Genomic DNA, 26,083 nt, shown 5'->3' with positions numbered 1-26,083 from the left:
CTCCATCTCCACCACGGTCTGGTTGACGCTCCCGCCCTCGAAGATGCGGGAGGCGCCGGAGGTCAGCGACGTCAGCCCGGAGGCCACCGCCGCCAGCTGATCGGCACGGTCGCGTGGGAAGCCCTCGGACATCGCGAGGAGCAGCCCGTCCGCGGAGACCACCACCGTGTGCGACACCCCAGGGGTGTTGTCCACGAAGTTGGTGATCAACCAGTTCAGGTTCTGCGCCGCCTGGCTCATCGGACTCAACTAACGCTCCTGCTGGTGAGTGGGGTCGACAATGCCGTGGTTGCCGGTGGACGACGTCCCGGCCTGCCGGCCCTGCTGAATACCCCGACGGAGATTGGTCAGCCGCCCGCGCACATCGCTGGGCGCACGCGAGACCTGGGGACCGCTTTGATGGGGCTGCTGCTGTTGCGCGGTGCCCGCGACGAGGTTCGCACGCGGGACCCGGCGGGGCAGCCCGGAGGTGGTGACACCGCCGGAGGCCGGCTGACGGATCTGCTCCGCCCGCTGCCAGGTCTCGTCGTTCGGCGAGGAACGCCACTGCGCGGCCTCGGACTGCGCGTCGTTGCGCACACCGTTGGCTGGTACGTCATCGCGTCCGCCGTCGTCCTGGGCGGCGTTGCGGCGCGGCAGCGACGGCGCCTCGGCGTCGCCGGCCGGTGCGCCCGCGTCGGCGCCCTGCTGCGGCACACCGGCAGCGGCAGCCGCCGGGTGGTTGAACCAGTTGGACTCGATGGTGTCGAAGATCGGCGTACGGCCGTCCCCGGGCCCGGCGTCCGCGCTGCCCAGCACATCATCGGGCGCACCGCCCTGCGGCGTCGGGTAGCGGCGGGTGTCCGGCTCGTCGGCGTACCCGGAGCGACCGGTGTCCGGCCGCTGGAACTGACGGGCGTCGAGCTGACCGGTCTCGTACGGGTCGGGCTCGGCGGCCGGCGGCTGGAAGCGCTCGGTCTCGTACTGGCCGGTGTCGTACCGGTCCGGCTCGGGCTCCGGCCGGGCGAACCGGCCGGTGTCGGCGGGGCCGTTGGCGGCACCACGGCCGGCCGGACGGCCGCCCTGCGAGCCGTCAGCGGCCGGCGGCGGGCCGTTGAAGTCGGGACGGGCGAAGGCCGCGGTGTCACCGGGGCCGCCGCTCGGCGCGGGCCGCTCGAAGCTGCCGGTGCTCTCCGGGTCCTCGTGGCCACGCGGCTGGTCCTGTGCCTCACGCGGCGCCAGCGGCCAGTCGTCGGAGCCGCCGCGCTCACGGCGCGCACCCCAGCTCGTGCCGCCCTGCTGCTGGCCGCCACGGCTGTCCTGGCCGCCCTGGCTTCCCTGGCCACTGGTAGGCGCACTGCCCGGCAGCTCGGCCGCGGCGTTGCGCGGCGGCAGCTGCGGACGCTCCTCGCGGCGCGGCGCACCGGTCGGCGGCGCCACGGTGGACGCGGGTCCTGCGTCCGCACCACGGGTGGGCAGCGAGGGACGCTGGCCACCGGGGCGGCCGGCGCCCGGGGCGCCCGCACCGGGAGGTGCCGTACGCCCGCCGGGGGCCGGGGAACCGAACGCGTTGGGGGCGCCACCGCCCGGGCCGCCGCGACCGGGCAGCGCGGGGCGCCCGCCCGGGGAACCCGAACCGACCTGGCCGCGCGGCTGGAGGCCCGCGAGCCGGCTGGAGGGCGCGCCGCCGTCGCTCTTGCCGGCGCCGCCCTTGGCGTTGCTGGGCGCCGGCTTCTTGCCGCCCTGGGCGACATCGACCGGCAGCATGACGAGAGCGGTGGTGCCGCCGGAGTCGGACGGCCGCAGCTGGATACGGATGCCGTGTCGCAGGGACAGGCGGCCGACCACGAACAGACCCATCCGCCGGGACACCGAGACGTCCACGGTCGGCGGGCTGGCCAGCCGCTCGTTGATCGCCGACAGGTCTTCGGGCGACAGACCGATACCGGTGTCGTGGATCTCGACCAGGACGCGGCCGTCGGGCAGCGCATGACCGGTGACCTTGACCTTGGTCTGCGGTGAGGAGAACGAGGTGGCGTTCTCCAGCAGCTCGGCGAGCAGGTGCACGAGGTCGTTGACGACCCGGCCCGCGACCTCGGTCTGCGGAACGGCGTTGAGCTCGATCCGCTCGTACTGCTCCACCTCGGAGGCCGCGGCGCGGAGCACGTCGACCAGCGGAACCGGCCTGGTCCACCGGCGGCCCGGCTCCTCACCGGCGAGAACCAGCAGGTTCTCACCGTTACGGCGCATACGGGTGGCGAGGTGGTCGAGCTTGAAGAGCGAGGACAGCTGGTCCGGGTCGGCCTCGCGGGACTCCAGCTCGGAGATCAGCGAGAGCTGGCGCTGGATAAGACCCTGGCTGCGGCGCGAGAGGTTGGTGAACATCGCGTTGACGTTGCCCCGCAGCAGCGCCTGCTCGGAGGCGAGGCGGACCGCCTCGCGGTGCACGTCGTCGAAGGCCGCGGCCACCCGGCCGATCTCGTCCCGGCTGTGCACACCGACCGACTCGACGGAGGTGTCCACGTCCTGCGGGTCGGACTCGGACAGCTGCTTGACCAGCTCGGGCAGACGGTCCTGGGCGACCTTCTGCGCGGTGTCCTGGAGCCTGCGCAGCGAGCGGACCATGGACCGGGCCACGACGAACGCGCCCACCAGCGAGACGCCGAGGACGAGCAGGATCACCGCACCGTTGATGATCGCGTCCTGCGTGGCCTCGTTGCGCAGCTCGCGGGACTTCTGCTCCATCTCGGAGAGCAGGCTGGTCTCGATCCGCGACATCTCGTCGATCTTGACGGTGTCGGAGTCGTACCAGTCGAGGTACCGGTAGTCCTGGCTGCGGATGCCGGAGCCGCTGGCGAAGGCGCGGTGCGCAAAGGCGACCGCGGCCTTGATCTCGTCGTTGTTGCCGTCCAGGCCGCGGGTGAGCGCACCGGCGTTGTTGGCGTAGATCTGCTGGAAGCGGTCGCGGGCCGCCTTCTCGCTGTCCTCGGCGTTACGGCCGGCCAGCCGGTCGTTGGGGGACAGCTCCGGTCCGCCGTTGTGCGCGAGGCCGGCACTGACCAGGGCGCGCTGGATGGACGCGTACTCCTTGGCCGACGAGAACGCCGCCAGCGCACGGGTGGAGCGGATCATCTCCGGGCTGCTGGTCGCCTGCGCCATGTCCTGGGAGAGCGAGAGCAACGAGTTGATCAGCTGGTTGTAGGCCGTGACGGTCCGCGCCGAGTTGTCCTCGTCCTTGTAGGCGTTGGCGCGGATCTCGTTGAGGGTGTTCAGCTGGCGGGTGATCTCCAGGATGGTCGCCCGGACACCGGCCATCGTGGCGTCCTCGCCCCGGATGTCGTCGGTGGCCTGGTTGAACTTCAGCTTGGCGTGGTCGGTCGCCTCACGGGGCGCGACGACGTTCGCGTCGTCCTTGACGTTGCCACTGCCGGCCAGCGGACCTGCCGACTTGTCCCGCTCCACCTGCAACGCGTCGGCGAGCTCGGTCGCCTGCCGGGTCATCTCGGTGAGCAGCTGCATCTTGTCGAGCTGGTCGATGTTCTCCAGCTGCGTGGCGATACGCATGCCGCCCAGCGTGGTCGCGGCGACCACGGGAAGCGCGAGCAGGGAGACCAGACGGGTACTGATTCGCCAGTTGCGCAGCGCTATTCGCGAGCCGGGGCCGCTGGGGCCCTTCGTCGTCCCGGGCGCAGCGCTCTCCAGCGCGTCACCGCCCGCCGCCTGGCCGCTGCGCTCGGACGGCACACTGCCGCCCGCGGAGCTGTTGCTGCGGTCGCGCTGGGGCGAGGAGGCGCGGTCGGTCCCGCCGCGCAGCTCCGGGTCCGCCGCAGCGCTGCCATCCCTCTTGAAACGTCCCTGCACTAGCGTCGCAACCTCTGGACCAGGCGTCCCACCTCGGCGGGACGGAGTCGAGTCGTATGGGGACCGCTAAGTCCCCCCATGGCGGTCGTGAGTGACCGGCGGGCTGCCCCCTCTGGCCGAGAGAGCGGCACCACCGCGCGGCGCTACTTTGCGCCCTGCGCGCCGGCTGAAACGTGCGGCGGTCCGTGGAATTCCAGCACAGTGCAGGATCTCCAACAAGAGCGGAGTCATGCCCTGTGACATGGGTGACGCAATGTACGGACCGCGTCACGACTTGTACAAGCTCCGGCCGTAAATAACGGGCATATACCCGCGAAGTTATCGCCCGCACCGGCTGTCCCAGGTGCGGTGATCGGGAGCGGAACGTGCGGTTCAATCCGCCATTGTCCGTTTCGCCCGGGGATGTTGATCATGGGAAATGCGGCATTTGTCGCACACTTCGTGAGCAAACTCACAAGAAGATCGTCGAGTTCCCCACCACTTCGCAGGGAATAGCGCGCATAGCCTGGCGCTTTACATGGTTGCCGAATGCGACAAGACAGCCAAGACAGCCAAGGCAGCTCTCCGCAACGGCATTTCCGCCGTCCGACTTTTGACACCGTGAGGCACGCAGCAGTGAAGACGACGATGATGTTCCGCAACATAGCCAACCCGCGGCGCACCACCCTGGCCCACCTCACCGACGCCGAAGAGCTCGGCGCGGCGGCACCCGAGGCGCCGGAGCACACCGTCGAGCTGCCCGCCCAGACCGCCAACCCGCGCCGGACCGTCCTGATGGACGCGCCCAAGCAGGAGGTCCCGGCATAACGGGAGGCGGGGCGGCCCCTCCCCCGCGATAGCCTGGAGTGTCAACTCCGGTCAGTGATCAATGAGGGGCAGCGGCAACCCGTGCGCATCGCCAGATTCTCCATCGACGGCAACGTCGGCTTCGGCGTCGTCGAAGGCGACGAACTCGACGTCATCAAGGGGCATCCGTTCGCGGAATTCGAGCGCTCGGGCCAGAAGGTCCCCCTCGACAAGGTCCGGCTGCTGCCGCCCGTCCTGCCCAACAAGGTCGTGGGCGTAGGCCGCAACTACGCCGAACACGCCGCCGAGCTGGGCAACGCCGTCCCGGATGCGCCGGTCACCTTCTTCAAGCCGTCCACCTCGGTGATCGGCCCCGGCGACCCCATCGCGTACCCCTCCTTCTCCCAGGAGGTGCACCACGAGGCGGAGCTTGCCGTCGTCATCGGCCGGATGTGCCGCGAGGTGCCCCGGGAGCGCGTCAAGGACGTCATCCTCGGCTACACCTGCGCCAACGACGTCACCGCACGCGACGTCCAGCAGCGTGAGAAGCAGTGGGCCCGGGCCAAGGGCTTCGACAGCTCCTGCCCGCTCGGCCCCTGGGTCGAGACCGAACTGGACGCCGGTGATCTCACCATCCAGTGCACGGTCAACGGCGAACAGCGCCAGCTCGGCCGGACCAGTGACATGGTCCGCCCGATCGAGGACCTGATCGTCCACATCACCGAGGCGATGACCCTGCTCCCCGGCGACGTCATCCTCACGGGCACCCCGGCCGGGGTCGGCCCCCTCACCGTCGGCGACGAGGTCGCCGTCACCATCGAAGGCATCGGCACTCTCACCAACAAGGTGATCAAGCGTGGCTAACGCGACCCCCGTCCGCGTCCGTTTCTGTCCCTCCCCGACCGGTAACCCCCATGTCGGCCTGATCCGTACGGCCCTGTTCAACTGGGCCTACGCACGGCACAACAAGGGCACCCTGGTCTTCCGGATCGAGGACACCGACGCGGCCCGCGACTCCGAAGAGTCCTACAACCAGCTGCTGGACTCCTTCCACTGGCTCGGCTTCGACTGGGACGAGGGCCCCGAGGTCGGCGGCCCGCACGCGCCGTACCGCCAGTCGCAGCGGATGGACCTCTACAAGGACATCGCCGACAAGCTGCTCGCGGCCGGCTACGCCTACCACTGCTACTGCACCACCGAGGAGCTCGACGAGCGCCGCGACGCCGCCCGCAAGGCCGGCAAGCCCTCCGGCTACGACGGCAAGTGCCGCACGGTGACCCCCGAGCAGGCCGCGGCCTACGACGCCGAGGGCCGCAGCTCCGTCGTCCGCTTCCGGATGCCCGACGAGCCGATCACCTTCACCGACCTGGTGCGCGGTGAGCTGACCTTCACCCCCGAGAACGTCCCCGACTACGGCATCGTCCGCGCGAACGGGGCCCCGCTCTACACCCTCGTCAACCCGGTCGACGATGCCCTGATGGGCATCACCCACGTCCTGCGCGGCGAGGACCTGCTCTCCTCCACCCCCCGCCAGATCGCGCTCTACAAGGCCCTGATCGAGCTGGGCATCGCCTCGTCGATCCCCGAGTTCGGCCATCTGCCCTACGTCATGGGCGAGGGCAACAAGAAGCTCTCCAAGCGCGACCCCCAGGCCTCCCTCAATCTCTACCGCGAGCGCGGCTTCCTCCCCCAGGGCCTGCTCAACTACCTGGCGCTGCTCGGCTGGTCCTTCTCCGCCGACCAGGACATCTTCTCGGTCTCCGACCTGATCGAGAAGTTCGACATCGCGGACGTCAACGCCAACCCGGCCCGCTTCGACCTGAAGAAGGCCGAGGCGATCAACGCGGACCACATCCGGCAGCTGGACGTGGCGGACTTCATCACGGCCTGTGAGCCCTGGCTGAAGGCCCCCCACGCCAACTGGGCCCCCGAGGACTTCGACGAGGCCGCCTGGCGCGCCATCGCCCCGCACGCCCAGACCCGCCTGACCGTCCTCTCCGACATCACCCCCAACGTCGACTTCCTCTTCCTCAAGGAGCCCGTCGAGGACGAGGCCTCCTGGACGAAGGCGATGAAGGGCGACCCGGTGGCCCTGCTGACCACCGCCCGCGCCAAGCTCGACGCCGCCGACTGGGCCTCCGGCCCGGAGCCCCTCAAGGAGGCCGTCCTGGCCGCCGGCGAGGAGCACGGCCTCAAGCTCGGCAAGGCGCAGGCCCCCGTACGGGTGGCGGTCACCGGCCGCACGGTCGGCCTGCCCCTCTTCGAGTCCCTTGAGGTCCTCGGCAAGGAGCGCACCCTCCAGCGCATCGACGCGGCCCTGGCCAAGCTGGCCGGCTGACCCCGCACACACCCCTACGGGCCCGGACACCGCACGGTGTCCGGGCCCGTGGCGCATTTCCCGGCGACGGTGCGGACCGGGGCACTAGATTGCCGGTATGCCCCTCCGCGCCGTCCTGTGGGACATCGACGACACGCTCTTCGACTACACCGGATCGGACCGGGCCGGCGCGCTGCGGCACCTCCGGGCCGAGGGGCTGGTGGCCGCGTACGGCGGACAGGAGGCGGCGCTGGCCCGCTGGCGCAACGCCATGGAGACCGAGTTCGCCCGCTTCCTCGCAGGCGAGGTGGGGTTCCTCGACCACCGCAGGGGCAGGGCCCGGACCTTCCTGGGGGTCGCGCTGAGCGACGAGGAGGCGGATACCTGGTTCGGGCGGTACATCGCGCACTACGAAGATTCCTGGGTGCTCTTCCCGGACGCCGCACCCGCCCTGGAGGCACTGGCACCGCTGGTACGGCAGGCGGTTCTGTCCAACTCCTCCACCGCCAACCAGGAGCGCAAGCTCGCCGCCCTGGGTATACGCGCCCGCTTCGAGGCCGTGCTGTGCGCCGATGAGCTGGGGCACGCCAAGCCCGCCCCCGAGGCGTTCGAGGGCGCCTGTGAGGTGCTGGGGCTCCCTCCCGAAGACGTGGTCTACGTGGGGGACCGGCTGGACATCGATGCGCTGGGCGCCCGGGACGCCGGGCTGTCCGCCGTATGGCTGGACCGTGCGGGCATCGGCGGGGAGGTGCCGCCGGGGGTGCGGCGGATTGCGGGCCTGGCGGAGCTTCCCGAGCTGTTGCGCGGAGTTATCGGTTTTGGAGCCCCGTCCACGATCAGGTAATGTTCTTCCTGCGCCGCCCGAGAGGGCCGAGAGGTCCGGCCGGGAAGCGCAGATCAAATCAAGCCCCCCACGGGGGGTTGCGCTTTGATGGCCTATGGTGTAATTGGCAGCACGACTGATTCTGGTTCAGTTAGTCTAGGTTCGAGTCCTGGTAGGCCAGCTCGCAGAGCTCATCTGCAAAGCCCCCGTTGTGTAGCGGCCTAGCACGCTGCCCTCTCAAGGCAGTAGCGCCGGTTCGAATCCGGTCGGGGGTACAGATCCTTCCCAGGGAGGCAGTCCGGGTCGCACCCGCTGCTTCTCATGCAGGATCGCTAGGGCCCCCGTTGTGTAGCGGCCTAGCACGCCGCCCTCTCAAGGCGGTAGCGCCGGTTCGAATCCGGTCGGGGGTACTGGTCTAAACCACCATGGGCTATGGTGTAATTGGCAGCACGAGTGATTCTGGTTCATTTAGTCTAGGTTCGAGTCCTGGTAGCCCAGCGCAGCATGTCCCTTGTGACAGGCTCAATTGCAGACGAGAATCTCAACTGCACCAAGGCTTGCCCCCGTTGTGTAGCGGCCTAGCACGCCGCCCTCTCAAGGCGGTAGCGCCGGTTCGAATCCGGTCGGGGGTACAGAAAGGGAAGGCCCTCCGCATCATGCGGAGGGCCTTTCTGCGTCAACTGCCCGTTCCGAAGCGCTTGTTGGACTCCTCCGCCTCGGCCAGCCGGCGCAGGCTCAGCAGTACCGGCTCGTAGAGCACGGTCAGCGCCACCGCCGCCTCCACCTGCTCCGCCGGGGTCCGGTACTCCTCGACCAGGTCCAGGTCGCTCACCGCGAGCTCGGCCGCCTGACGGGCGTAGGGCAGCAGATGCGGGATGTCGCAGGCGTAGCCGAGGCGGTGCAGGGCGGCGAGGGCGGCGACGAGCATGCCGAAGGCCGGCGAGTGGTCGGCGATCTCCAGGTTGAAGCGCCAGCCGACGCGCTGGAGCAGCTCGACGGCGGTGCGCCGGGCGATGTCCGTGGCGGGGTCGCGCTCGTCGGGCGCCGGGCCGTGCGGCAGCGCCTCCACGGCCGTGCCCAGGCGGGAGAGCTGGTCGCGGGAGTCGTCCTCGACGGCGGCCACCACCTCGCGGGCGGTGCTCACCGGGACCCGGCCGATCTGGATCAGGGCCCGGACCAGCCGCAATCGCCGCACATGGTCCTCGTCGTACGCGGCCTGGGTGGCGGTGATCCGGCGGCCCGGCTGGAGCAGTCCCTCGCGCAGGTAGTACTTGATCGTCGCGGTGGACACCCCGCTGCGCTCGCTGAGCTCGGCCAGTCGCATACCCCTTGCACCTTCCATTGGAGAGTGGCACTATCTAATCATGGATAGTGACGCTATCCAATGTCGTCGAATGACGAAGGGGGCTGTCATGAGTGGCAAGCCGGAGCAGGGACGGACGAGGGCGGACGGGACCGGGGACGTGGTGGTCTTCCTCGTCGGGATGCGGATCAACAGCTGGCGGGCGGTGCGCAGTTGGCTGCCGGTGGTCGGGGCGATGCCGCGCATGCTCAAGGAGCTGGCGCGGGACCGGGAGCGGGGGATGCTCGGTTACCGCCTGCTGCCGGGGCTGCGGAACTTCACGGTCCTTCAGTACTGGGAGTCGAAGGAGAAGCTCGCGGCCTACGCGAGCGACCAGAGCGGTGAGCACCGTCCCGCCTGGACCGCCTTCAACCGGCGGGCGCGGGCAGGCCGGGGTCAGGTCGGCATCTGGCACGAGACCTACACCGTCCCGGCGGGCTCGTACGACAGCATCTACGTGAACATGCCGCCGTTCGGGCTGGCAGCGGCCCGCGGGGTGGTGCCGGTCGGCCGCCGCGGCGGGCGTGCGGCCGAGCGGCCGGCGGCCTGAGCCGCGGGGGCGCGGGAACGGCGGCAGGCCCGGCCCCGTACGGATCTCTCCGTACGGGGCCGGGCCTGCCGCCGGCCATGGCCGTCAGCTGTTGCGCCGCAGGCCCTCGGAGAGGCGGGCCGCGGCGTCGATGACCGCCTGGGCGTGCATCCGGCCCGGGTGGCGGGTCAGCCGCTCGATCGGACCGGAGACCGAGACGGCGGCCACCACGCGGTTGGAGGGGCCGCGTACGGGGGCGGAGACCGAGGCCACGCCGGGCTCCCGCTCGCCGATCGACTGGGCCCAGCCACGGCGCCGTACGCCGGAGAGCGCGGTGGCCGTGAAGCGCGCGCCCTGAAGGCCGCGGTGCAGCCGCTCGGGCTCCTCCCAGGCCATGAGGATCTGGGCGGCCGAGCCCGCCTTCATCGGGAGCGTGGAGCCGACCGGGACGGTGTCCCGCAGTCCGGACAGCCGCTCGGCCGCCGCCACACAGATCCGCATATCGCCCTGCCGGCGATAGAGCTGGGCGCTCTCGCCCGTCACATCGCGCAGGTGGGTGAGCACCGGTCCCGCGGTGGCCAGCAGGCGGTCCTCGCCGGCCGCCGCGGCCAGCTCGGAGAGCCGTGGGCCCAGGATGAACCGGCCCTGCATGTCCCTCGCCACCATCCGGTGGTGTTCCAGAGCCACGGCCAGCCGGTGGGCCGTGGGTCGTGCGAGCCCTGTCGCCGCGACCAGCCCGGCGAGGGTGGCCGGACCGGACTCCAGGGCACTCAAAACCAGAGCTGCCTTGTCGAGAACGCCGACGCCGCTAGAGTTGTCCATGCAACGATACTCGCGTCTCACACTGTGAAACGCAAGTTCAATTTTCCAGGGAAGTCGTCAGTCTGTAGTTGTGGCCCTCGACCAGGGCCCGGCGTAAGGCCCGGCAGGGGGATTTCTGCGGGCACCCGCGCACAGACGAGAAAGGCCGGCGCTGTGGCCGGCCGGAGGGAAAGCGATGGGACGGACACTCGCGGAGAAGGTCTGGGACGACCATGTCGTCCGGCGCGCGGAAGGCGAGCCCGACCTTCTCTTCATTGATCTGCACCTGCTGCACGAGGTCACCAGCCCGCAGGCGTTCGACGGCCTTCGCAAGGCCGGCCGCCAGGTGCGCCGTACGGATCTGACCATCGCCACCGAGGATCACAACACCCCGACCCTCGACATCGACAAGCCCATCGCCGACCCGGTCTCGCGCACCCAGCTGGAGACGCTGCGCAAGAACTGCGCCGAATTCGGCGTCCGGCTGCACCCGCTCGGCGATGTCGAGCAGGGCGTTGTCCACGTCGTGGGACCGCAGTTGGGACTGACCCAGCCCGGCACCACCGTGGTCTGCGGTGACAGCCACACCTCCACCCACGGTGCCTTCGGTGCGCTGGCGTTCGGTATCGGCACCAGCCAGGTCGAGCACGTCCTGGCCACCCAGACGCTGCCGCTGGCCCCCTTCAAGACCATGGCGATCACCGTCGACGGCGAGCTGCCCGAGGGTGTCACCGCCAAGGACCTGATCCTGGCGATCATCGCCAAGATCGGCACCGGCGGCGGCCAGGGCTACGTCCTGGAGTACCGCGGACCGGCCATCGAGAAGCTGTCGATGGAAGCGCGGATGACCATCTGCAACATGTCGATCGAGGCGGGTGCCCGGGCCGGCATGATCGCCCCCGACCGGACCACCTTCGACTATCTCCAGGGCCGCGACCACGCCCCCAAGGGCGAGGACTGGGACGCCGCGGTCGCGTACTGGAAGACGCTGCGCACCGACGACGACGCGGTCTTCGACGCCGAGGTCCACATCGACGCCTCCGCGCTGTCACCGTTCGTCACCTGGGGCACCAACCCCGGCCAGGGCGCGCCGCTTTCGGCGAGCGTCCCCGACCCGGCTTCGTACGAGGATGCCTCGGAGCGACTGGCCGCCGAAAAGGCCCTGGAGTACATGGGGTTGACGGCGGGTCAGCCGCTGCGCGAGATCAACGTGGACACCGTCTTCGTAGGTTCGTGCACCAACGGCCGCATCGAGGACCTGCGCTCCGCGGCCGCGATCCTGGAGGGCCGCAAGGTCGCCGACGGCGTACGGATGCTGATCGTGCCCGGCTCGGTCCGGGTCTCCCTGGAGGCCGTCGCCGAGGGCCTGGACAAGGTTTTCACCGCGGCGGGCGCCGAATGGCGGCACGCGGGTTGCTCGATGTGCCTGGGTATGAACCCCGACCAGCTGGCGCCCGGTGAGCGCTCCGCGTCCACCTCCAACCGCAACTTCGAGGGGCGCCAGGGCAAGGGCGGCCGTACGCACCTGGTCTCGCCGCAGGTCGCCGCCGCAACGGCGGTTCTCGGCCATCTGGCCTCACCGGCCGACCTGTCCGACGTCGCCACGCCCGCGGGAGTCTGAACCATGGAAGCTTTCACCACCCACACCGGCCGGGCCGTCCCGCTGCGCCGCAGCAATGTCGACACCGACCAGATCATCCCGGCCCACTGGCTGAAGAAGGTCACCCGCGACGGTTTCGAGGACGGCCTCTTCGAGGCCTGGCGCAAGGACCCGGAGTTCGTCCTCAACCAGCCGCAGTACAAGGGCGCCACGGTGCTGGTCGCCGGCCCGGACTTCGGCACCGGCTCCTCCCGTGAGCACGCCGTCTGGGCGCTCCAGAACTACGGCTTCAAGGCCGTCATCTCCTCGCGCTTCGCCGACATCTTCCGTGGCAACTCCCTCAAGAACGGCCTGCTGACGGTGGTCCTGCCACAGGAGACGGTGGACCGGTTGCAGCAGCTGGTGGAGGCCGACCCGGCCGCCGAGGTGACCGTCGACCTGGTCGGCCGGCAGGTCCGCGCGGAGGGCGTCACCGCCGACTTCGAGCTGGACGAGAACGCCCGTTGGCGTCTGCTGGAGGGTCTGGACGACATCAGCCTCACCCTTCGGGAGGAGTCCTCGATCGTGACTTACGAGGCGAATCGCCCGTCATTCAAGCCCCGCACGATCGAGGTCTGACCTCGGGCTTTTGGCTCAAAGCGATATTGCGTACGATGCGCCCCCTGTGCAGTTGGCAGGGGGCGCATCGGCTTGTGGAGGCGCCTGTTGAGGCCCCGTGAAGCGACAACTCGCCGCAGATGGCACAATTAGCGCATGGAACGCGACGACCAACTCGAGCTCTACGGTCTCGTCGCCGACCGGCTCAAGGACGCACACGCAAGAGTGCGGACACTGCAAGTCCCGGAGGGCGTACGGATGGCGCTGACCCGGAAGCTGCTCGTCATCACGGCCGCGGCTAAACACGATCTTGCGGACGCGGCAAGGCGTCTGGAGTGGTTCATGGAAGACCTCGACGAAGGTCGTTATCCCGAAGATGTGCACGCCGACGGAAGTCCGTGAAGGTCGAGTTCGTTGCGGCACAAGGGTGATTAGCCCGTTTCGTGTTTGATTTGCGGTATATATCTGCCTAACGTGCGAAAAAGCTTGGAAACTTTCGTTCCAGCAATGTCTCCGAAGGGGAAGACGTGAACAAGGCGCAGCTCGTAGAAGCCATTGCCGACAAGCTCGGCGGCCGCCAGAACGCCGCCGACGCGGTCGACGCCGTACTGGATGCAGTCGTCCGTGCCGTGGTCTCCGGTGACCGCGTTTCGGTCACCGGATTCGGGTCGTTCGAGAAGGTCGACCGCCCGGCCCGTTATGCCCGCAACCCGCAGACGGGGGAGCGGGTGCGGGTCAAGAAGACCTCGGTGCCGCGCTTCCGCGCCGGTCAGGGCTTCAAGGACCTGGTGAGCGGGTCGAAGAAGCTCCCCAAGGGCGGCGAGGTCGCCGTCAAGAAGGCCCCCAAGGGCAGCCTCACCGGTGGCGCTGCCATCAAGAAGGCCGCCGCGAAGAAGGCCACCGCCAAGAAGGCCGCCGCGAAGAAGGTGACGGCGAAGAAGGCCGCACCCGCCAAGAAGGCCGCGGCGAAGAAGACCACCGCGAAGAAGACGACGGCGAAGAAGACCACCGCCAAGAAGGCCGCCGCGAAGAAGGCGGCCCCGGCCAAGAAGACCACCGCGAAGAAGGCGACGGCGAAGAAGACCGCGCCCGCGAAGAAGGCCACCGCGAAGAAGGCCCCGGCCAAGAAGGCCACCGCACGTAAGACCACGGCGAAGAAGACCACCGCACGTAAGCGGTAATCCAGCAGCGGCGACGCCATGCGTCGGGCCGGTCTCCCTCCGGGGAGCCCGGCCCGCGGTGCGTTCGGGGAGCAGTGGCCGTCTAGGCTCTCTCCCATGCAGGCCACCGCGTATACGTACGACCCCGAGACCCGCTCCGGCAGCGTGCTGCTGGACGACGGCACCCCGCTGCCCTTCGACGCCGCGGCCTTCGACGCCGGCGGTCTGCTGCTGCTGCGGCCCGGTCAGCGGGTCCGTATCGAGGTCACCGGCGACGGCGACGCCCGGCACATCGACCTGATCACGCTCCAGACACTCTGACCTGCGGCGGCAGCCGCGGCGCCTGGCGCGCGGTGTGCGGGCCCACGCCCAGCGCCAGCGCCGCCAGCAGATCCTCGCCGGTGTCCACGTCCCGGCGTACCGAGGGCGCGTCCGGCGCCAGGATCTCCCGCGCCCCGGACGCCAGGTGGCGGGCCCGCGACGCCCCACCGAATGCCGGTTCCAATTCCGCGCCGGAAGTCGCGGTCAGAAGTGTTGTCCCGATATCCGCCGCATCCGCGAGAAATGCACGCGGAAATAGCGAAGCGGAATGGAGCACCAGTTCCAGCTCGGCAGGCCGGAGCGCCGGCAGATCGGCGTTCAGCGCGGCGACCGCGGCGCCCGGACGACGCGCCCGGACCACGCCCGCTCCGTGGGCCAGCGCCGCGTTGAGCCCCCGGGCCGGTGTGTCGGGCACGATGCGCGCCCCCAGGGCCGCCAGCCGCTCCCCGGCCAGCCGGTCGTCCGTGACAACCGCCACATCGCGCACGTTGGCGCAGGCCAGCGCGGCTGCCACGGTGTCCAGGGCGAATGCGAGGGCCAGCCGGGGCCGGAACTCCTCACCGGCGGCCCGCGAGAGCCTGCTCTTGGCCTGCACCAGCGGTTTCAGCGGCACCACCAGGCTCCAGCCCACATCCCCTCCGTCTCTTCGCACCGGCGCCATTCTCACCCGCCGTCGCGGCTCTCCGGGAGCGCCGGGGTTACGGTGTCCTCGACATAGCGGGTACCTGGGGCGACACTTGTGCGGCTGCCGGCCCGCAGCAGCTTCGCAGGTCCCACAAGGAGGGTGTCCCAGTGTCCCGCCGCAGAATCGGCTTCTGGTACCGCTTGGCCGCGGTCATCTGCAAACCGCCGCTCTTGGTTCTGTTCAAGCGGGACTGGCTGGGAATGGAGCACATTCCGGCCGACGGCGGATTTATCACCGCGGTCAACCACAACTCGTATCTCGACCCGCTCTCCTACGCGCACTATCAGTACAACACCGGGCGGGTGCCCCGATTCCTCGCCAAGGCGGGCCTCTTCAAGAGCGGCTTTGTCGGCCTGATGATGCGCGGCACCGGCCAGATCCCCGTCTACCGGGAAACGACCGATGCCGCGAACGCGTTCCGCGCCGCCGTCGACGCCATCCACAAGGGCGAATGCGTCGCGTTCTACCCCGAAGGCACCCTCACCCGCGACCCCGAGCTGTGGCCCATGCAGGGCAAGACCGGTGCGGCCCGGGTGGCCCTGCTGACCAAGGCGCCGGTCATCCCCGTCGCCCAGTGGGGCGCCAACGAGGCGATGCCGCCGTACGCGAAGGAGAACAAGCTCCGGCTCCTGCCGCGCAAGACGCTGCGGGTGAAGGCGGGTCCGCCGGTCGACCTGAGCGCCTACTACGACCAGGAGCCGACCGCCGAGGTGCTGCGCGCGGTCACCGACACCATCATGGCCGCGATCACCGAACAGCTCGCCCAGCTCCGCGGTGAGGCGGCGCCGGCCGAACCGTACGACTGGCGCAAGGCGATCGCCCAGGAGCGCCGCGCCGCCAGGGAAGCCGCCAGGGCCGAGCGCGCCCCCGCCGCGGCCCCTGCCGCCGCCTCCGCCGAACCGGCCGCCACCGAAGGCGCCGTCGCCCCGCAGCAGGCCCGAAGCACCCAGCAGGCACAGGAGGATGAAGGCAAGTGACGCGCTGCGCCGTCTACGGCACGGGGTCCTGGGGCACCGCATTCGCGATGGTGCTCGCCGACGCGGGATGCGAGGTGACCCTGTGGGGCCGCCGCGCCGCCCTCGTCGACGCCATCAACAACGGCCGTACCAACCCCGACTACCTGCCGGGGGTCGAGCTCCCCGGGTCCGTACGGGCCACCACCGACCCCGCGGAGGCGGCGCGCGGTGCGGAGTTCACGGTGCTGGCGGTCCCCTCCCAGACGCTGCGCGGGAACCTCACCGAATGGGCGCCGCTGCTGCCCGCCGACACCGTCCTGGTCTCCCTGATGAAGGGCGTCGAACTGGGCACGGCCAAGCGCATGAGCGAGGTGATCGAGGAGGTCGCCAAGGTGCCCGCGGAGCGCGTGGCGGTGCTGACCGGCCCCAACCTGGCCAAGGAGATCGCCGCCCGCCAGCCGGCCGCCGCGGTCATCGCGTGCACCGACGAGGCGGTCGCCCGGCGGTTCCAGACCGCCTGCCACACCGCGTACTTCCGCCCGTACACCAACACCGACGTGGTCGGCTGTGAACTGGGCGGTGCGGTCAAGAACGTCATCGCGCTCGCCGTCGGTATCGCCACCGGCATGGGCCTGGGCGACAACGCCAAGGCCTCCCTGATCACCCGCGGGCTCGCCGAGACCACCCGGCTCGGACTGGCCATGGGCGCCGAAGCGCACACCTTCGCGGGCCTGGCCGGGATGGGCGACCTGGTCGCCACCTGCTCCTCACCGCTGTCCCGCAACAACACCTTCGGCACCAACCTCGGCCGCGGGATGACACTGGAGGAGACCATCGCGGTCACCAAGCAGACCGCGGAGGGCGTCAAGTCCTGCGAATCCGTACTGGATCTGGCCCGCCGGCACGGTGTCGACATGCCGCTCACCGAGACCGTCGTGGACATCGTCCACGAGGGCAAGCCGCCGATGGTGGCCCTCAAGGAGCTGATGGCGCGCAGCGCGAAATCGGAACGCCACTGAGCGGCACCGGGACCCCCGCCCGGCGGGCGCCACGACACCAACGGCTGCCGCAGCACTGACGCAGCCACTACCAGCAGGTACCCTCAACGCGATATGAGCAGCCAGACCTCCACCCACAAGCCCCGCGTCGCCGTCGTGTTCGGCGGGCGCAGCTCCGAGCACGCCATCTCCGTACTCACCGCCGGAGCCGTGCTGCGCGCCATCGACCGCGAGAAGTACGACGTGCTGCCCATCGGCATCACCACCGACGGCCGCTGGGCGCTGACCGCCGACGACCCCGAGCGGATGGCCATCGCGGACCGGCAGCTGCCCAGCGTGGCCGAGCTCGCCGAGTCCACAGAAGGCGGCGTGGTCCTCCCCGTCGACCCCACCAACCGCGAGGTCGTCTACAGCGAACCGGGCTCGGTGCCCAAGGCGCTCGGCGAGGTCGACGTGGTCTTCCCCGTCCTGCACGGCCCCTACGGCGAGGACGGCACCCTTCAGGGCCTGCTGGAGCTCTCCGGGGTGCCCTACGTCGGCTCGGGCGTGCTCGCCTCCGCCGTCGGCCAGGACAAGGACTACATGAAGCGGGTGTTCGCCTCCTTCGGGCTGCCGGTCGGCCCGTACGAGGTCATCCGCCCGCGGGAGTGGGAGAACGACCCCGCGGCCGCCCGTAAGAAGATCGTGGACTTCGCGGCCGAGCACGGCTGGCCGCTCTTCGTGAAGCCCGCCCGGGCCGGCTCGTCCATGGGCATCAGCAAGGTCGACGACCTCGGCGGCCTGGACGAGGCGATCGCGGAGGCCCGGGCGCACGACCCCAAGATCCTTGTGGAGTCGCTGCTGCGCGGCCGCGAGATCGAGTGCGGGGTGCTGGAGTTCGAGGACGGCCCGCGGGCCAGCGTGCCGGCCGAGATCCCGCCGGTCACCGCGCACGACTTCTACGACTTCGAGGCCAAGTACATCGACTCGGCCACCGGCATCGTGCCGGCGCCGCTGACCGACGAGCAGACCGCCAAGGTCCAGGAACTGGCCGTCGCGGCCTTCGAGGCGGCGTCCTGCGAAGGCCTGGTGCGCGCGGACTTCTTCCTTCAGGACAACGGCGAGTTCGTGATCAACGAGATCAATACGCTCCCCGGCTTCACGCCCATCTCGATGTACCCGCGGATGTGGCAGGAGAGCGGAGTGAGCTACCCGGAGCTGATCGACCGGCTCCTCCAGGCGGCACTGAACCGGTCGACGGGGCTGCGCTAGACGCCCTTGGGCACGGTCTTCCGTACGGCGTCCGCGAGGTCGGTGAGCGCATCGACCTCGGGGGCGTACTTCCCGGGGACGGTCACCTCGACATAGACCTTGCGCAGTACGGTCGTGAAGCGGTAGCCGTCGTCCTGCTTCTCGAAGAGCCACCGGACGCCGTTGACTTCCGCCGCGTCGGGGTTCGGGTTGTAATGTTCACTCCCGTACGTCAGGACGTCGGGCTTCGGCACCCCGCAGCGCAGTTTCACGGCAGGATCGCCCCATATGGCAGTGAAGTCGGAGACCGGCTCGGGAGTACCCCGCTTCAGCCCGTCCACGGTCTGCGGCAGTTCCCTGTGGAGCGCCCGGCAGTGCCGCGCCGCGTCGCCCTTGGGGGAGGGGACGGCCACGTCCTCGGCAGAGGAACAGCCCACCGCTGCGAACGGCACGGTGAGCAGGGACAGGGCCAGGTACCGGCGACGCGCAGAGATCACCCGGCCGAGCATACGGGGGAGCTACAGATGAACGACCGGGCAGGTAAGGGTGCGCGTGATCCCCTCCACTTGCTGGACCTTGGCGACCACCATCCGTCCCAGCTCATCGACGGTGTCGGCCTGAGCGCGCACGATGACGTCATAGGGGCCGGTCACATCCTCGGCCTGAAGAACGCCATGGATCTGCGAGATCACGTCCGCCACCGCCGAGGCCTTGCCGACCTCGGTCTGGATCAGGATGTAGGCCTGTACCACGGAACCTCCAGGGCGGCTACGAGGATCATGTGGGAAGAAGGGACGCCACGGTACCGCGTCACCATGCGGAGCGGGGAGACCCGCGCGGTGAACACGGCAAGTACAGCGCAGTCGTCAGCCACGTACGGACCGTCCGTACACATGGGAAGGGCAACAGCATGAAGGGCACCGTGGGGGAGCTGGGGGAGTTCGGGCTGATCAGGGAGCTCACCTCCCGGCTCACCTCCACTCCGGCGGTACGGATCGGGCCGGGTGACGACGCCGCCGTGGTCACCGCACCGGACCGGAGGGTGGTCGCCAGCACCGACGTCCTCCTGGAGGGCCGGCACTTCCGGCGCGACTGGTCCACCGCCTACGACGTCGGCCGCAAGGCCGCCGCACAGAACCTCGCCGACATCGCGGCGATGGGCGCGGTGCCCACCGCGATCCTGCTCGGCCTGGTCGTGCCGGCGGAGCTCCCCGCGACCTGGCCGACCGAGCTGATGGACGGGCTGCGCGACGAGTGCCAGGTGGCCGGCGCCGCGGTCGTCGGCGGGGACGTGGTGCGCGGCGACATCATCACCGTCGCGATCACCGCGCTCGGCGATCTGCGCAACCAGGAGCCGGTCACCCGTGGCGGGGCACAGCCCGGCGACGTGGTCGCGGTGACCGGCTGGCTGGGCTGGTCCGCCGCCGGCCACGCGGTGCTCTCCCGGGGCTTCCGCTCGCCGCGCGCCTTCGTGGAGGCGCACCGCCGCCCCGAGCCGCCGTACCACGCGGGCCCGGCGGCCGCCGGACTCGGCGCCACCGCCATGACGGACGTCAGCGACGGCCTGGTCGCCGACCTCGGGCACATCGCCGAGGCCAGCAAGGTCCGGATCGATCTCCGCTCCGCCGCGATCGACATCCCCTCGCAGATGTCCGACATCGGCACCGCGGTCGGCGTGGACCCCATGCAGTGGGTGCTCAACGGCGGTGAGGACCACGCGATCGTGGCGACGTTCCCGCCGGACGTGAAGCTGCCCGCCCGGTGGAAGGTGATCGGCGAGGTGCTGAACCCGTCCGCGCTGCCGCAGGTGACGGTGGACGGCGCCCCGTGGGCGAAGGCGGGCTGGGACCACTTCGGGGACAACATGGACGCCGAGTAGAGGGCGAGTAGATTCGGCGCCATGCGCATACCTCCACGCGTCCTGACCGTCGCCGGATCCGACTCCGGCGGCGGCGCGGGCATCCAGGCCGACCTGAAGACGATGCTGGCGCTCGGTACCCACGGTATGAGCGTGCTGACCGCCGTCACCGCCCAGAACTCGCTGGGCGTACAGGGTGCGTGGGAGCTGCCGGCCGAGGCGGTACGGGCCCAGTTCCGCAGCGTCGTCGACGACATCGGCGTCCAGGCGGTCAAGACCGGGATGCTCTCCTCGGCGGAGCTCGTCGAGACCGTCGCGGAGCTGCTGGCCGGAGCGCCGGCCCCGGTCGTCGTCGACCCCGTGGGCGTCTCCAAGCACGGTGATCCGCTGCTCGCCGCCGACGCGCTGGACGCGATGCGCGGCGCACTGCTGCCGACGGCCACCGTCGCCACCCCCAACCTGGACGAGGTCGCGCAGCTCACCGGTGTACGGGTCAGGGAAGCGGCCGACATGCGCCGGGCGGCCGCCGCGGTCCTGGAGTTCGGTCCGCGCTGGGCGCTCATCAAGGGCGGCCATCTGCCCGCCGGGGACGGCACCGCGGACGGGGCCGGGGACAGCGCCGTCGATCTGCTCACCGACGGCACCGAGGAGCACTGGCTGCGCGCGCCGCGCTACGACAATCGGCACACGCACGGCACCGGCTGCACCCTCGCCAGCGCCCTGGCCGCACAGCTCGCCAAGGGCGACACCGTCCCGCAGGCCGCCGCGGCGGCGAAGGAGTACGTCACCGGCGCCCTCGCGGCCGGCTTCCGGCTGGGCGCGGGCATCGGCCCCGTGGACCACGGCTGGCGGCTGCGCGACGCCGGCGCGCACCGGCCGCCGCAGTAGGCACGCCAGGAAGGCACGCCGGAATGGGCATGCCGGGAAAGGCACCGGGAAAGGCAAAAGCCGGTCCACCACGAGGGTGGACCGGCTTCACAAGCAAGCAACCGGTCGGGCTGCGCTACGGCTAAGGCGTCAGCGCGAGACCTTGCCGGCCTTGATGCACGAGGTGCAGGCGTTCAGCTTCTTCGGCGTGCGCCCGATCACTGCACGCACCGTCTGGATGTTGGGGTTCCAACGACGGTTGGTACGGCGATGCGAGTGCGAGACACTCTTGCCGAAGCCCGGCCCCTTGCCGCAGACGTCGCAGTTGGCAGCCACGGGTCACTCCAAAGACTTCAGATGCACTTACGGTGAAATCCCGACGAGCCGAGTGCATTGCCCGGCCGGCGTCGTCAGGAGAGGAAATGGCCCGACTCTCATCGGGCAACCGGAGCAGCATACAACGACCGCTCCCGTAGAACGAAACTATCACGCACCGTCCGGCCCCCGCCCCGGCCTCCCCGTCGGAGCGCGGCTACTGTGCGGTGCATCCCGCGACCCAGGAGGACGACGTGCCGTACCCGCTCGACGCCGCCGCCGTCCGCTCCTGGTGCGGACTGGCCCTGGAGGCGCTCGGCCGGGAACGCGAGCGGATCGACGCGATCAACGTCTACCCGGTGGCCGACGGCGACACCGGCACCAACCTCTATCTGACGCTCGAATCGGCCGCCCGCGCGGTCGAGGCCGCCTTCGACGGGCACGCCTCGGCCGGCACCGCACCGGGCCTCGCCGACGCCATCGGCGCCATGGCGCACGGTGCCCTCATAGGGGCGCGCGGCAATTCCGGCACGATCGTGGCGCAGCTGCTGCGCGGGATGACCGAGGTGCTGGCGGCGCCCGACGCGGCCACCGGCAGCGCCGACGGCTCGGCCGAGGCGCTGCGGCGGGCGCTGCGCCGGGCCGCCGCATCGACGTACGAGGCCGTCGCGCACCCCGTGGAGGGCACCGTACTGACGGTGGCCGGCGCGGCCGCCGAGGCCGCCGAGCGGGCCGCCGGCGGGAGCGCCGGCGCCGCCGCGGTCGCCCGCGCGGCCCACGAGGGCGCCCGCCGCGCCCTGAAGGCGACACCGGGGCAGCTCGCGGTCCTCGGGCGGGCGGGCGTGGTCGACGCCGGCGGCTGCGGACTGGTCGCGCTGCTGGGCGCGCTCGCCGATGCGCTCTCCGGAGAGGTCTCGGTGACGCCCGTCGCCGTACGGGCCGATGCCCCGCTCCCCGAGGCGGCCGGCTGTGCGGCCGCCGTCCGGATGTCCGCGGACGGATCCCCGGACCCCGACGGGCCGGCCTTCGAGGTGATCTATCTGCTGGAGGCCGACGACGCGGCGGTGGCGCGGCTGCGGACCACGCTCGACGGGCTCGGTGACTCGCTGGTGGTGGTCGGCGGGGACGGCCTGTGGAACGTCCATGTCCATGTCGACGACGCGGGCGCCGCCGTGGAGGCCGGCATCGAGGCGGGCCGCCCGTACCGGATCCGTATCACCCACTTCGGCGGGGTCCCCCGCGCCAAGGAGCCGGCGATGGCGGCGCGGGCCGTGGTCGCCGTGGTGCCGGGCGCCGGGCTCGCCGCGCTGTGCACCGAAGCCGGCGCCACCCCCGTCTCCGTACGCCCCGGGGAGCCGCCCGCCAGCGGCGAACTGGTGCAGGCGATCCGGCAGGCGCACGCCCGCGAGGTGATGCTGCTGCCCAACGACCCCGAACTGCGGCACACCGCGGCGGCCGCCGCCGAACAGGCCCGCACCGAAGGCGTACGGGTCGCCCTGATCCCCACCCGCTCCGCCGTCCAGGGCATCGCGGCACTGGCGGTGCACGAGCCGGGCCGCAGCTTCGACGAGGACGTGGTCGCGATGACCTCGGCCGCGGGCGCCACCCGCTACGCCGAGCTGGCGGTCGCCGAGCGGCAGTCGTGGACGATGGCCGGGGTCTGCCAGGCCGGGGACGTCCTCGGGCTGATCGACGGCGATGTCGCGGTGATCGGCTCGGACCTCACCGTCACGGCGATGACGGTGCTCGACCGGATGCTCTCCGCGGGCGGGGAGATGGTGACCCTGGTCCTGGGGGCGGCGGCGCCCGGGTCCCTGGCCGAGCGGCTGGAGCGGCACGTCCGCGAGCGGCACCTCGCCGTGGACACCGTGGTCTACGACGGCGGCCAGCACGGCGCACCGCTCCTCATCGGCGTGGAGTGACCGCACCCGGCGGCCGGGAGCGGCGCAATTGTCAGAGGTGTGGTGTGCAATGGACCCGTGGCAGCGCTCGACGAACCTCTGAAGAAAATTCTCGGCGGCACCACCGCGAAGGTGCTGGCCGAGCATCTCGACCTGCAAACGGTCGGCGATCTGTTGCACCACTATCCGCGGCGCTACGCCGAGCGCGGTGAGCTGACCCGCCTCGCGGACCTCCCGCTGGACGAACATGTCACGGTCGTCGCCCAGGTCGCGGATGCCCGGGTGCTGAAATTCAACGCCGGCCGGGGACAGCGCCTCGAAGTCAACCTCACCGACGGCAGCGGCCGTCTCCAGCTGGTCTTCTTCGGCAAGGGCATCCACAAGCCGCACAAAGAACTGCTCCCGGGGCGCCGGGCGATGTTCGCCGGCAAGGTCTCCCTCTTCAACCGCAAACTTCAGCTCGCGCACCCCGAGTACGAGCTCCTCGACCGCGACGCCGACAGCGGAGCCGTGGACGCCTTCGCCAACCAGCTGATGCCGATCTATCCGGCCTGCCAGCAGATGGCGTCCTGGAAGATCGCCAAGGCGGTCGATGCGGTGCTGCCCAGCGCGCAGGACGCCGTCGATCCGCTGCCGGAGGCGCTGCGCGAGGGCCGGGCGCTGGTCCCGCTGACCGAGGCGCTGCTCAAGATCCACCGGCCGGGCACCAAGGCCGATATCGCCGATGCGCGGGCCCGGCTGAAGTGGGACGAGGCGTTCGTGATGCAGGTCGCGCTCGCCCGACGCCGGCTGGCCGACACCCAACTCCCGGCGGTGGCACGGAGGTTGGTCAAGGACGGCATCCTCGACGCGTTCGACGTCAAGCTGCCCTTCACGCTCACCGAAGGCCAGCAGAAGGTCAGCCGGGAGATCTTCGACGACCTGGCGACCGAACACCCCATGCACCGCCTCCTCCAGGGCGAGGTGGGCTCCGGCAAGGCGCAGCCACTGGACTCCCTGGTGCTGACGCCGCGCGGTTTCCGGCCCATGGGGGAGATGACCGTCGGCACCGAAGTGGTGGTGCCGAGCGGTGAGCTCGCCGTGGTGGACGGCGTCTTCCCGCAGGGGGAGCGGGAGGTGTGGCGGCTGGTGCTCTCCGACGGCAGCGCCGTCGAGTGCGATGACGAGCATCTGTGGATCGTCGGGGACGGCGGTGCGGGGGAGCGCGTACTGACCACCCGCGCCCTGCGGACCGACCTGCTGGGTGCCGACGGCCGGCCCAAGTGGTCCATTGCGCCGGCCGTGCCGGTGGACCTGGACGACGGCGGGGACCGGCCCCTCGATCCGTATCTGCTGGGGCGGCGCCTGGGGGAGGGCGGCGGCCCGACGGACCGGGTATCGGACGCGTACCGCAACGCACCGCTCAAGGACCGGCTGGCCGTGGTGCGGGGTCTGATGGCGGCCGGGGGTGAGCCCTCAGGGGACGGCGCGGTGTTCCGCGCGGCGCCCGCCCCGCTGGCCGACGACCTCGCGTGGCTGGTGCGCTCCCTGGGCGGCCGGGCGCAGCTGAGCGCCGTGCGGGACGGCGCGTACGACGTCCTTGTGGCACTGCCGGACGAGGTGCCCGGCGACGGCGAAGGCTTCCGCCGCACCATTCGGGCCATCGAGCGGGTGGGCCGCAAGCCCGTCCAGTGCATCAGCGTGGCGCATCCGGACCACGCCTATGTGACCGACCACTTCACCGTCACCCACAACACGATGGTCGCGCTGCGCGCCATGCTCGGGGTGGTCGACAGCGGCGGCCAGGCCGCGATGCTGGCGCCCACCGAGGTGCTCGCCCAGCAGCACCACCGCTCTATCACCGAGATGATGGGCGAGCTGGCCGAGGGAGGGATGCTGGGCGGGGCCGAACAGGGCACCAAGGTGGTGCTGCTGACCGGCTCCATGGGGGCCGCGGCCCGCCGCCAGGCGCTGCTCGACCTGATCACCGGCGAGGCCGGGATCGTCGTCGGCACCCATGCGCTCATCGAGGACAAGGTGCAGTTCCACGACCTGGGGCTGGTGGTCGTCGATGAACAGCACCGCTTCGGCGTCGAGCAGCGCGATGCGCTGCGCGGCAAGGGCACACAACCACCGCACCTCCTGGTGATGACCGCGACGCCGATTCCGCGCACGGTCGCCATGACGGTCTTCGGCGATCTGGAGACCTCCGTCCTGGACCAACTCCCCGCCGGCCGCTCACCGATCGCCACCCATGTGGTGCCCGCCAAGGACAAACCGCACTTCCTCGCGCGCACCTGGGAGCGGGTCCGGGAAGAGGTGGCGTCCGGGCACCAGGCCTATGTGGTGTGCCCGCGGATCGGTGACGACGAGGAGGAGGCGCCCAAGGGGGCCAAGAAGGGGGCGGGCGGCTCCAAGGGGGCGGCGGCCAAGGTGAGTTCACCGGAGGACGTGGCGGAGAAGCGGCCGCCGCTCGCGGTGCTCGACATCGCCGAACAGCTCGCCAGGGGGCCGCTCGACGGTCTGCGGGTGGCGGTGCTGCACGGCAGGATGGCGCCGGACGACAAGGACGAGGTGATGCGCTCCTTCGCGGCCGGTGAGCTGGATGTGCTGGTCGCGACGACGGTGATCGAGGTCGGGGTGAACGTGCCGAACGCCACCGCCATGGTGATCATGGATGCCGACCGCTTCGGCGTCTCCCAGCTGCACCAGCTCCGCGGCCGCGTCGGCCGGGGCTCGGCACCGGGTCTGTGTCTGCTGGTCAGCGAGATGCCCGAGGCCTCTCCGGCGCGCGCCAGGCTCGCCGCGGTGGCCGGCACCCTCGACGGCTTCGAGCTCTCCCGTATCGACCTGGAACAGCGGCGCGAGGGCGATGTCCTGGGACAGGCGCAGTCCGGTGTCCGCTCCTCGCTGCGGATGCTCGCGGTCATCGACGACGAGGAGGTCATCGCGGCCGCCCGCGAGGAGGCCACCGCACTGGTCGCCGAGGACCCGGAGCTGACCGGCTGTCCGGAGCTGCGGACGGCGCTGTCGGCCCTGCTGGACGAGGAACGGGAGCAGTATCTGGACAAGGGCTGAGGGCGGCGGGACGGCGGGGAGTTCGCCGGTGGCGCCGGGTCCGCCGGGGTGAGATCGATCACGGGCCGGGTCCTTGCCGGGGCGCCTCGGGCGGACGCCG

Annotated in this window: 25 protein-coding genes and 5 tRNA genes; 22 read left to right on the top strand and 8 right to left on the bottom strand. The window is 70.8% G+C overall.

What is annotated here, in order from left to right; translation table 11 throughout:
• Nucleotides 1-240: roadblock/LC7 domain-containing protein (locus tag ACZ55A_RS29510; protein ID WP_468846286.1), on the bottom strand; the 240-nt coding region annotated here is incomplete at its 3' end.
• 9 nt (nucleotides 241-249) lie between these two features.
• Entirely contained in the window at nucleotides 250-3,840 is a 3,591-nt protein-coding gene (locus ACZ55A_RS29505) for a sensor histidine kinase (RefSeq protein ID WP_468846260.1), read from the bottom strand.
• 615 nt (nucleotides 3,841-4,455) lie between these two features.
• Here ACZ55A_RS29505 and ACZ55A_RS29500 point away from each other — a divergent pair.
• The 9 genes from ACZ55A_RS29500 (at nucleotide 4,456) to ACZ55A_RS29460 (ending at nucleotide 8,398) form a co-directional block, all read left to right on the top strand.
• A complete protein-coding gene (locus tag ACZ55A_RS29500; RefSeq protein WP_468846284.1) occupies nucleotides 4,456-4,647 on the top strand; it encodes a hypothetical protein in 192 nt (63 codons plus the stop codon).
• A gap of 81 nt (nucleotides 4,648-4,728) precedes the next feature.
• Complete coding sequence (locus ACZ55A_RS29495; RefSeq protein WP_468846258.1) at nucleotides 4,729-5,490, top strand: fumarylacetoacetate hydrolase family protein; 762 nt, start codon at nucleotides 4,729-4,731, stop codon at nucleotides 5,488-5,490.
• Complete coding sequence (gltX, locus tag ACZ55A_RS29490; RefSeq protein ID WP_468846256.1) at nucleotides 5,483-6,964, top strand: glutamate--tRNA ligase; 1,482 nt, start codon at nucleotides 5,483-5,485, stop codon at nucleotides 6,962-6,964. Before ACZ55A_RS29495 ends, gltX begins: the two co-directional genes overlap by 8 nt.
• Before the next feature lie 97 nt (nucleotides 6,965-7,061).
• Nucleotides 7,062-7,787 carry an HAD family hydrolase gene (locus tag ACZ55A_RS29485; protein WP_468846253.1) on the top strand — a complete coding sequence of 242 codons (726 nt, stop codon included), beginning with the start codon at nucleotides 7,062-7,064 and terminating at the stop codon, nucleotides 7,785-7,787.
• A gap of 88 nt (nucleotides 7,788-7,875) precedes the next feature.
• A tRNA-Gln gene (locus ACZ55A_RS29480) sits at nucleotides 7,876-7,947 on the top strand.
• A gap of 21 nt (nucleotides 7,948-7,968) precedes the next feature.
• A tRNA-Glu gene (locus ACZ55A_RS29475) sits at nucleotides 7,969-8,041 on the top strand.
• Between the two features lie 62 nt (nucleotides 8,042-8,103).
• Nucleotides 8,104-8,176: transfer RNA gene (locus ACZ55A_RS29470), tRNA-Glu, on the top strand.
• 16 nt (nucleotides 8,177-8,192) lie between these two features.
• Nucleotides 8,193-8,264: transfer RNA gene (locus tag ACZ55A_RS29465), tRNA-Gln, on the top strand.
• 61 nt (nucleotides 8,265-8,325) lie between these two features.
• A tRNA-Glu gene (locus tag ACZ55A_RS29460) sits at nucleotides 8,326-8,398 on the top strand.
• A 44-nt stretch (nucleotides 8,399-8,442) separates the two neighbouring features.
• On the opposite strand, the gene ACZ55A_RS29455 is transcribed toward ACZ55A_RS29460, so the two are convergent.
• Nucleotides 8,443-9,090: a MerR family transcriptional regulator gene (locus tag ACZ55A_RS29455; protein WP_468846251.1), complete on the bottom strand. Its 648-nt coding sequence runs from the start codon at nucleotides 9,088-9,090 to the stop codon at nucleotides 8,443-8,445.
• Between the two features lie 88 nt (nucleotides 9,091-9,178).
• On the opposite strand from ACZ55A_RS29455, the gene ACZ55A_RS29450 reads away from it, so the two are divergent.
• Nucleotides 9,179-9,658, top strand: coding sequence for a DUF4188 domain-containing protein (locus tag ACZ55A_RS29450; RefSeq protein ID WP_468846249.1), 480 nt, complete (start codon nucleotides 9,179-9,181; stop codon nucleotides 9,656-9,658).
• Nucleotides 9,659-9,742: 84 nt separating this feature from the next.
• On the opposite strand, the gene ndgR is transcribed toward ACZ55A_RS29450, so the two are convergent.
• On the bottom strand, nucleotides 9,743-10,459 hold the full coding sequence (gene ndgR / locus ACZ55A_RS29445) for an IclR family transcriptional regulator NdgR (RefSeq protein WP_238575481.1): 717 nt from the start codon (nucleotides 10,457-10,459) through the stop codon (nucleotides 9,743-9,745).
• Nucleotides 10,460-10,634: 175 nt separating this feature from the next.
• On the opposite strand from ndgR, the gene leuC reads away from it, so the two are divergent.
• From leuC to ACZ55A_RS29420, 5 genes are all read left to right on the top strand, one after another.
• Nucleotides 10,635-12,059: a 3-isopropylmalate dehydratase large subunit gene (gene leuC, locus ACZ55A_RS29440; RefSeq protein ID WP_468846246.1), complete on the top strand. Its 1,425-nt coding sequence runs from the start codon at nucleotides 10,635-10,637 to the stop codon at nucleotides 12,057-12,059.
• Between the two features lie 3 nt (nucleotides 12,060-12,062).
• Nucleotides 12,063-12,656, top strand: a complete 594-nt coding sequence (gene leuD, locus ACZ55A_RS29435) for a 3-isopropylmalate dehydratase small subunit (protein WP_468846243.1) — start codon at nucleotides 12,063-12,065, stop codon at nucleotides 12,654-12,656.
• Between the two features lie 135 nt (nucleotides 12,657-12,791).
• The gene (locus ACZ55A_RS29430; protein ID WP_077193546.1) at nucleotides 12,792-13,037 is read left to right on the top strand and encodes an SCO5555 family protein; all 246 of its coding nucleotides are present in this window, start codon (nucleotides 12,792-12,794) and stop codon (nucleotides 13,035-13,037) included.
• A 125-nt stretch (nucleotides 13,038-13,162) separates the two neighbouring features.
• Nucleotides 13,163-13,816 carry an HU family DNA-binding protein gene (locus ACZ55A_RS29425; protein ID WP_468846241.1) on the top strand — a complete coding sequence of 218 codons (654 nt, stop codon included), beginning with the start codon at nucleotides 13,163-13,165 and terminating at the stop codon, nucleotides 13,814-13,816.
• Nucleotides 13,817-13,912: 96 nt separating this feature from the next.
• Nucleotides 13,913-14,116: a hypothetical protein gene (locus ACZ55A_RS29420; RefSeq protein ID WP_468846239.1), complete on the top strand. Its 204-nt coding sequence runs from the start codon at nucleotides 13,913-13,915 to the stop codon at nucleotides 14,114-14,116.
• On the opposite strand, the gene cofC is transcribed toward ACZ55A_RS29420, so the two are convergent.
• The gene (cofC, locus tag ACZ55A_RS29415) at nucleotides 14,097-14,777 is read right to left on the bottom strand and encodes a 2-phospho-L-lactate guanylyltransferase (RefSeq protein ID WP_468846237.1); all 681 of its coding nucleotides are present in this window, start codon (nucleotides 14,775-14,777) and stop codon (nucleotides 14,097-14,099) included. The two genes, ACZ55A_RS29420 and cofC, sit on opposite strands and share 20 nt — an antisense overlap.
• A 131-nt stretch (nucleotides 14,778-14,908) precedes the next feature.
• On the opposite strand from cofC, the gene ACZ55A_RS29410 reads away from it, so the two are divergent.
• The 3 genes from ACZ55A_RS29410 (at nucleotide 14,909) to ACZ55A_RS29400 (ending at nucleotide 18,006) form a co-directional block, all read left to right on the top strand.
• On the top strand, nucleotides 14,909-15,778 hold the full coding sequence (locus ACZ55A_RS29410) for a lysophospholipid acyltransferase family protein (protein ID WP_468846235.1): 870 nt from the start codon (nucleotides 14,909-14,911) through the stop codon (nucleotides 15,776-15,778).
• Entirely contained in the window at nucleotides 15,775-16,776 is a 1,002-nt protein-coding gene (locus tag ACZ55A_RS29405) for an NAD(P)H-dependent glycerol-3-phosphate dehydrogenase (RefSeq protein ID WP_468846232.1), read from the top strand. Before ACZ55A_RS29410 ends, ACZ55A_RS29405 begins: the two co-directional genes overlap by 4 nt.
• Nucleotides 16,777-16,869: 93 nt before the next feature.
• Nucleotides 16,870-18,006, top strand: coding sequence for a D-alanine--D-alanine ligase family protein (locus ACZ55A_RS29400; protein WP_468846230.1), 1,137 nt, complete (start codon nucleotides 16,870-16,872; stop codon nucleotides 18,004-18,006).
• Here the strand turns inward: ACZ55A_RS29400 and ACZ55A_RS29395 are convergent.
• Nucleotides 18,003-18,494: a DUF3515 domain-containing protein gene (locus ACZ55A_RS29395; protein ID WP_468846227.1), complete on the bottom strand. Its 492-nt coding sequence runs from the start codon at nucleotides 18,492-18,494 to the stop codon at nucleotides 18,003-18,005. The two genes, ACZ55A_RS29400 and ACZ55A_RS29395, sit on opposite strands and share 4 nt — an antisense overlap.
• A gap of 9 nt (nucleotides 18,495-18,503) precedes the next feature.
• Nucleotides 18,504-18,737 carry an Lrp/AsnC ligand binding domain-containing protein gene (locus tag ACZ55A_RS29390; protein WP_468846224.1) on the bottom strand — a complete coding sequence of 78 codons (234 nt, stop codon included), beginning with the start codon at nucleotides 18,735-18,737 and terminating at the stop codon, nucleotides 18,504-18,506.
• A gap of 158 nt (nucleotides 18,738-18,895) precedes the next feature.
• Here ACZ55A_RS29390 and ACZ55A_RS29385 point away from each other — a divergent pair, with 158 nt between their 5' ends.
• Together ACZ55A_RS29385 and thiD are read left to right on the top strand one after the other, a co-directional pair.
• Complete coding sequence (locus ACZ55A_RS29385) at nucleotides 18,896-19,864, top strand: thiamine-phosphate kinase (protein ID WP_468846221.1); 969 nt, start codon at nucleotides 18,896-18,898, stop codon at nucleotides 19,862-19,864.
• Nucleotides 19,865-19,885: 21 nt separating this feature from the next.
• Nucleotides 19,886-20,731, top strand: a complete 846-nt coding sequence (gene thiD / locus ACZ55A_RS29380) for a bifunctional hydroxymethylpyrimidine kinase/phosphomethylpyrimidine kinase (RefSeq protein WP_468846218.1) — start codon at nucleotides 19,886-19,888, stop codon at nucleotides 20,729-20,731.
• Between the two features lie 129 nt (nucleotides 20,732-20,860).
• Here thiD and rpmB read toward each other — a convergent pair whose 3' ends face one another.
• The gene (rpmB, locus tag ACZ55A_RS29375; protein WP_006602870.1) at nucleotides 20,861-21,046 is read right to left on the bottom strand and encodes a 50S ribosomal protein L28; all 186 of its coding nucleotides are present in this window, start codon (nucleotides 21,044-21,046) and stop codon (nucleotides 20,861-20,863) included.
• A gap of 233 nt (nucleotides 21,047-21,279) precedes the next feature.
• Between rpmB and ACZ55A_RS29370 the strand changes: the two genes are divergently transcribed.
• Both ACZ55A_RS29370 and ACZ55A_RS29365 read left to right on the top strand, forming a co-directional pair.
• The gene (locus ACZ55A_RS29370) at nucleotides 21,280-22,947 is read left to right on the top strand and encodes a DAK2 domain-containing protein (RefSeq protein WP_468846214.1); all 1,668 of its coding nucleotides are present in this window, start codon (nucleotides 21,280-21,282) and stop codon (nucleotides 22,945-22,947) included.
• Between the two features lie 57 nt (nucleotides 22,948-23,004).
• Nucleotides 23,005-25,983 (top strand): helicase-related protein, encoded by a 2,979-nt coding sequence (locus tag ACZ55A_RS29365; protein WP_468846211.1) that lies wholly within the window; start codon nucleotides 23,005-23,007, stop codon nucleotides 25,981-25,983.
• Nucleotides 25,984-26,083: the final 100 nt, after the last annotated feature.

The sequence above is a fragment of the Streptomyces sp. NPDC034111 genome, assembly GCF_055575375.1.
Note: the sequence above shows the minus strand (reverse complement) of the source record. Positions and strands in the feature narration are given on the sequence as shown.

What these genes read in the sequence shown, in the direction of transcription:
- ACZ55A_RS29450 (WP_468846249.1), top strand. Translation starts at nt 9,179, where the DNA reads ATGAGTGGCAAGCCGGAGCAGGGACGGACGAGGGCGGACGGGACCGGG.
- thiD (WP_468846218.1), top strand. Translation starts at nt 19,886, where the DNA reads ATGCGCATACCTCCACGCGTCCTGACCGTCGCCGGATCCGACTCCGGC.
- ACZ55A_RS29420 (WP_468846239.1), top strand. Translation starts at nt 13,913, where the DNA reads ATGCAGGCCACCGCGTATACGTACGACCCCGAGACCCGCTCCGGCAGC.
- ACZ55A_RS29430 (WP_077193546.1), top strand. Translation starts at nt 12,792, where the DNA reads ATGGAACGCGACGACCAACTCGAGCTCTACGGTCTCGTCGCCGACCGG.
- leuD (WP_468846243.1), top strand. Translation starts at nt 12,063, where the DNA reads ATGGAAGCTTTCACCACCCACACCGGCCGGGCCGTCCCGCTGCGCCGC.
- ndgR (WP_238575481.1), bottom strand. Translation starts at nt 10,459, where the DNA reads ATGGACAACTCTAGCGGCGTCGGCGTTCTCGACAAGGCAGCTCTGGTT.
- ACZ55A_RS29400 (WP_468846230.1), top strand. Translation starts at nt 16,870, where the DNA reads ATGAGCAGCCAGACCTCCACCCACAAGCCCCGCGTCGCCGTCGTGTTC.
- leuC (WP_468846246.1), top strand. Translation starts at nt 10,635, where the DNA reads ATGGGACGGACACTCGCGGAGAAGGTCTGGGACGACCATGTCGTCCGG.
- cofC (WP_468846237.1), bottom strand. Translation starts at nt 14,777, where the DNA reads ATGGCGCCGGTGCGAAGAGACGGAGGGGATGTGGGCTGGAGCCTGGTG.
- ACZ55A_RS29485 (WP_468846253.1), top strand. Translation starts at nt 7,062, where the DNA reads ATGCCCCTCCGCGCCGTCCTGTGGGACATCGACGACACGCTCTTCGAC.
- ACZ55A_RS29385 (WP_468846221.1), top strand. Translation starts at nt 18,896, where the DNA reads ATGAAGGGCACCGTGGGGGAGCTGGGGGAGTTCGGGCTGATCAGGGAG.
- ACZ55A_RS29455 (WP_468846251.1), bottom strand. Translation starts at nt 9,090, where the DNA reads ATGCGACTGGCCGAGCTCAGCGAGCGCAGCGGGGTGTCCACCGCGACG.
- ACZ55A_RS29395 (WP_468846227.1), bottom strand. Translation starts at nt 18,494, where the DNA reads ATGCTCGGCCGGGTGATCTCTGCGCGTCGCCGGTACCTGGCCCTGTCC.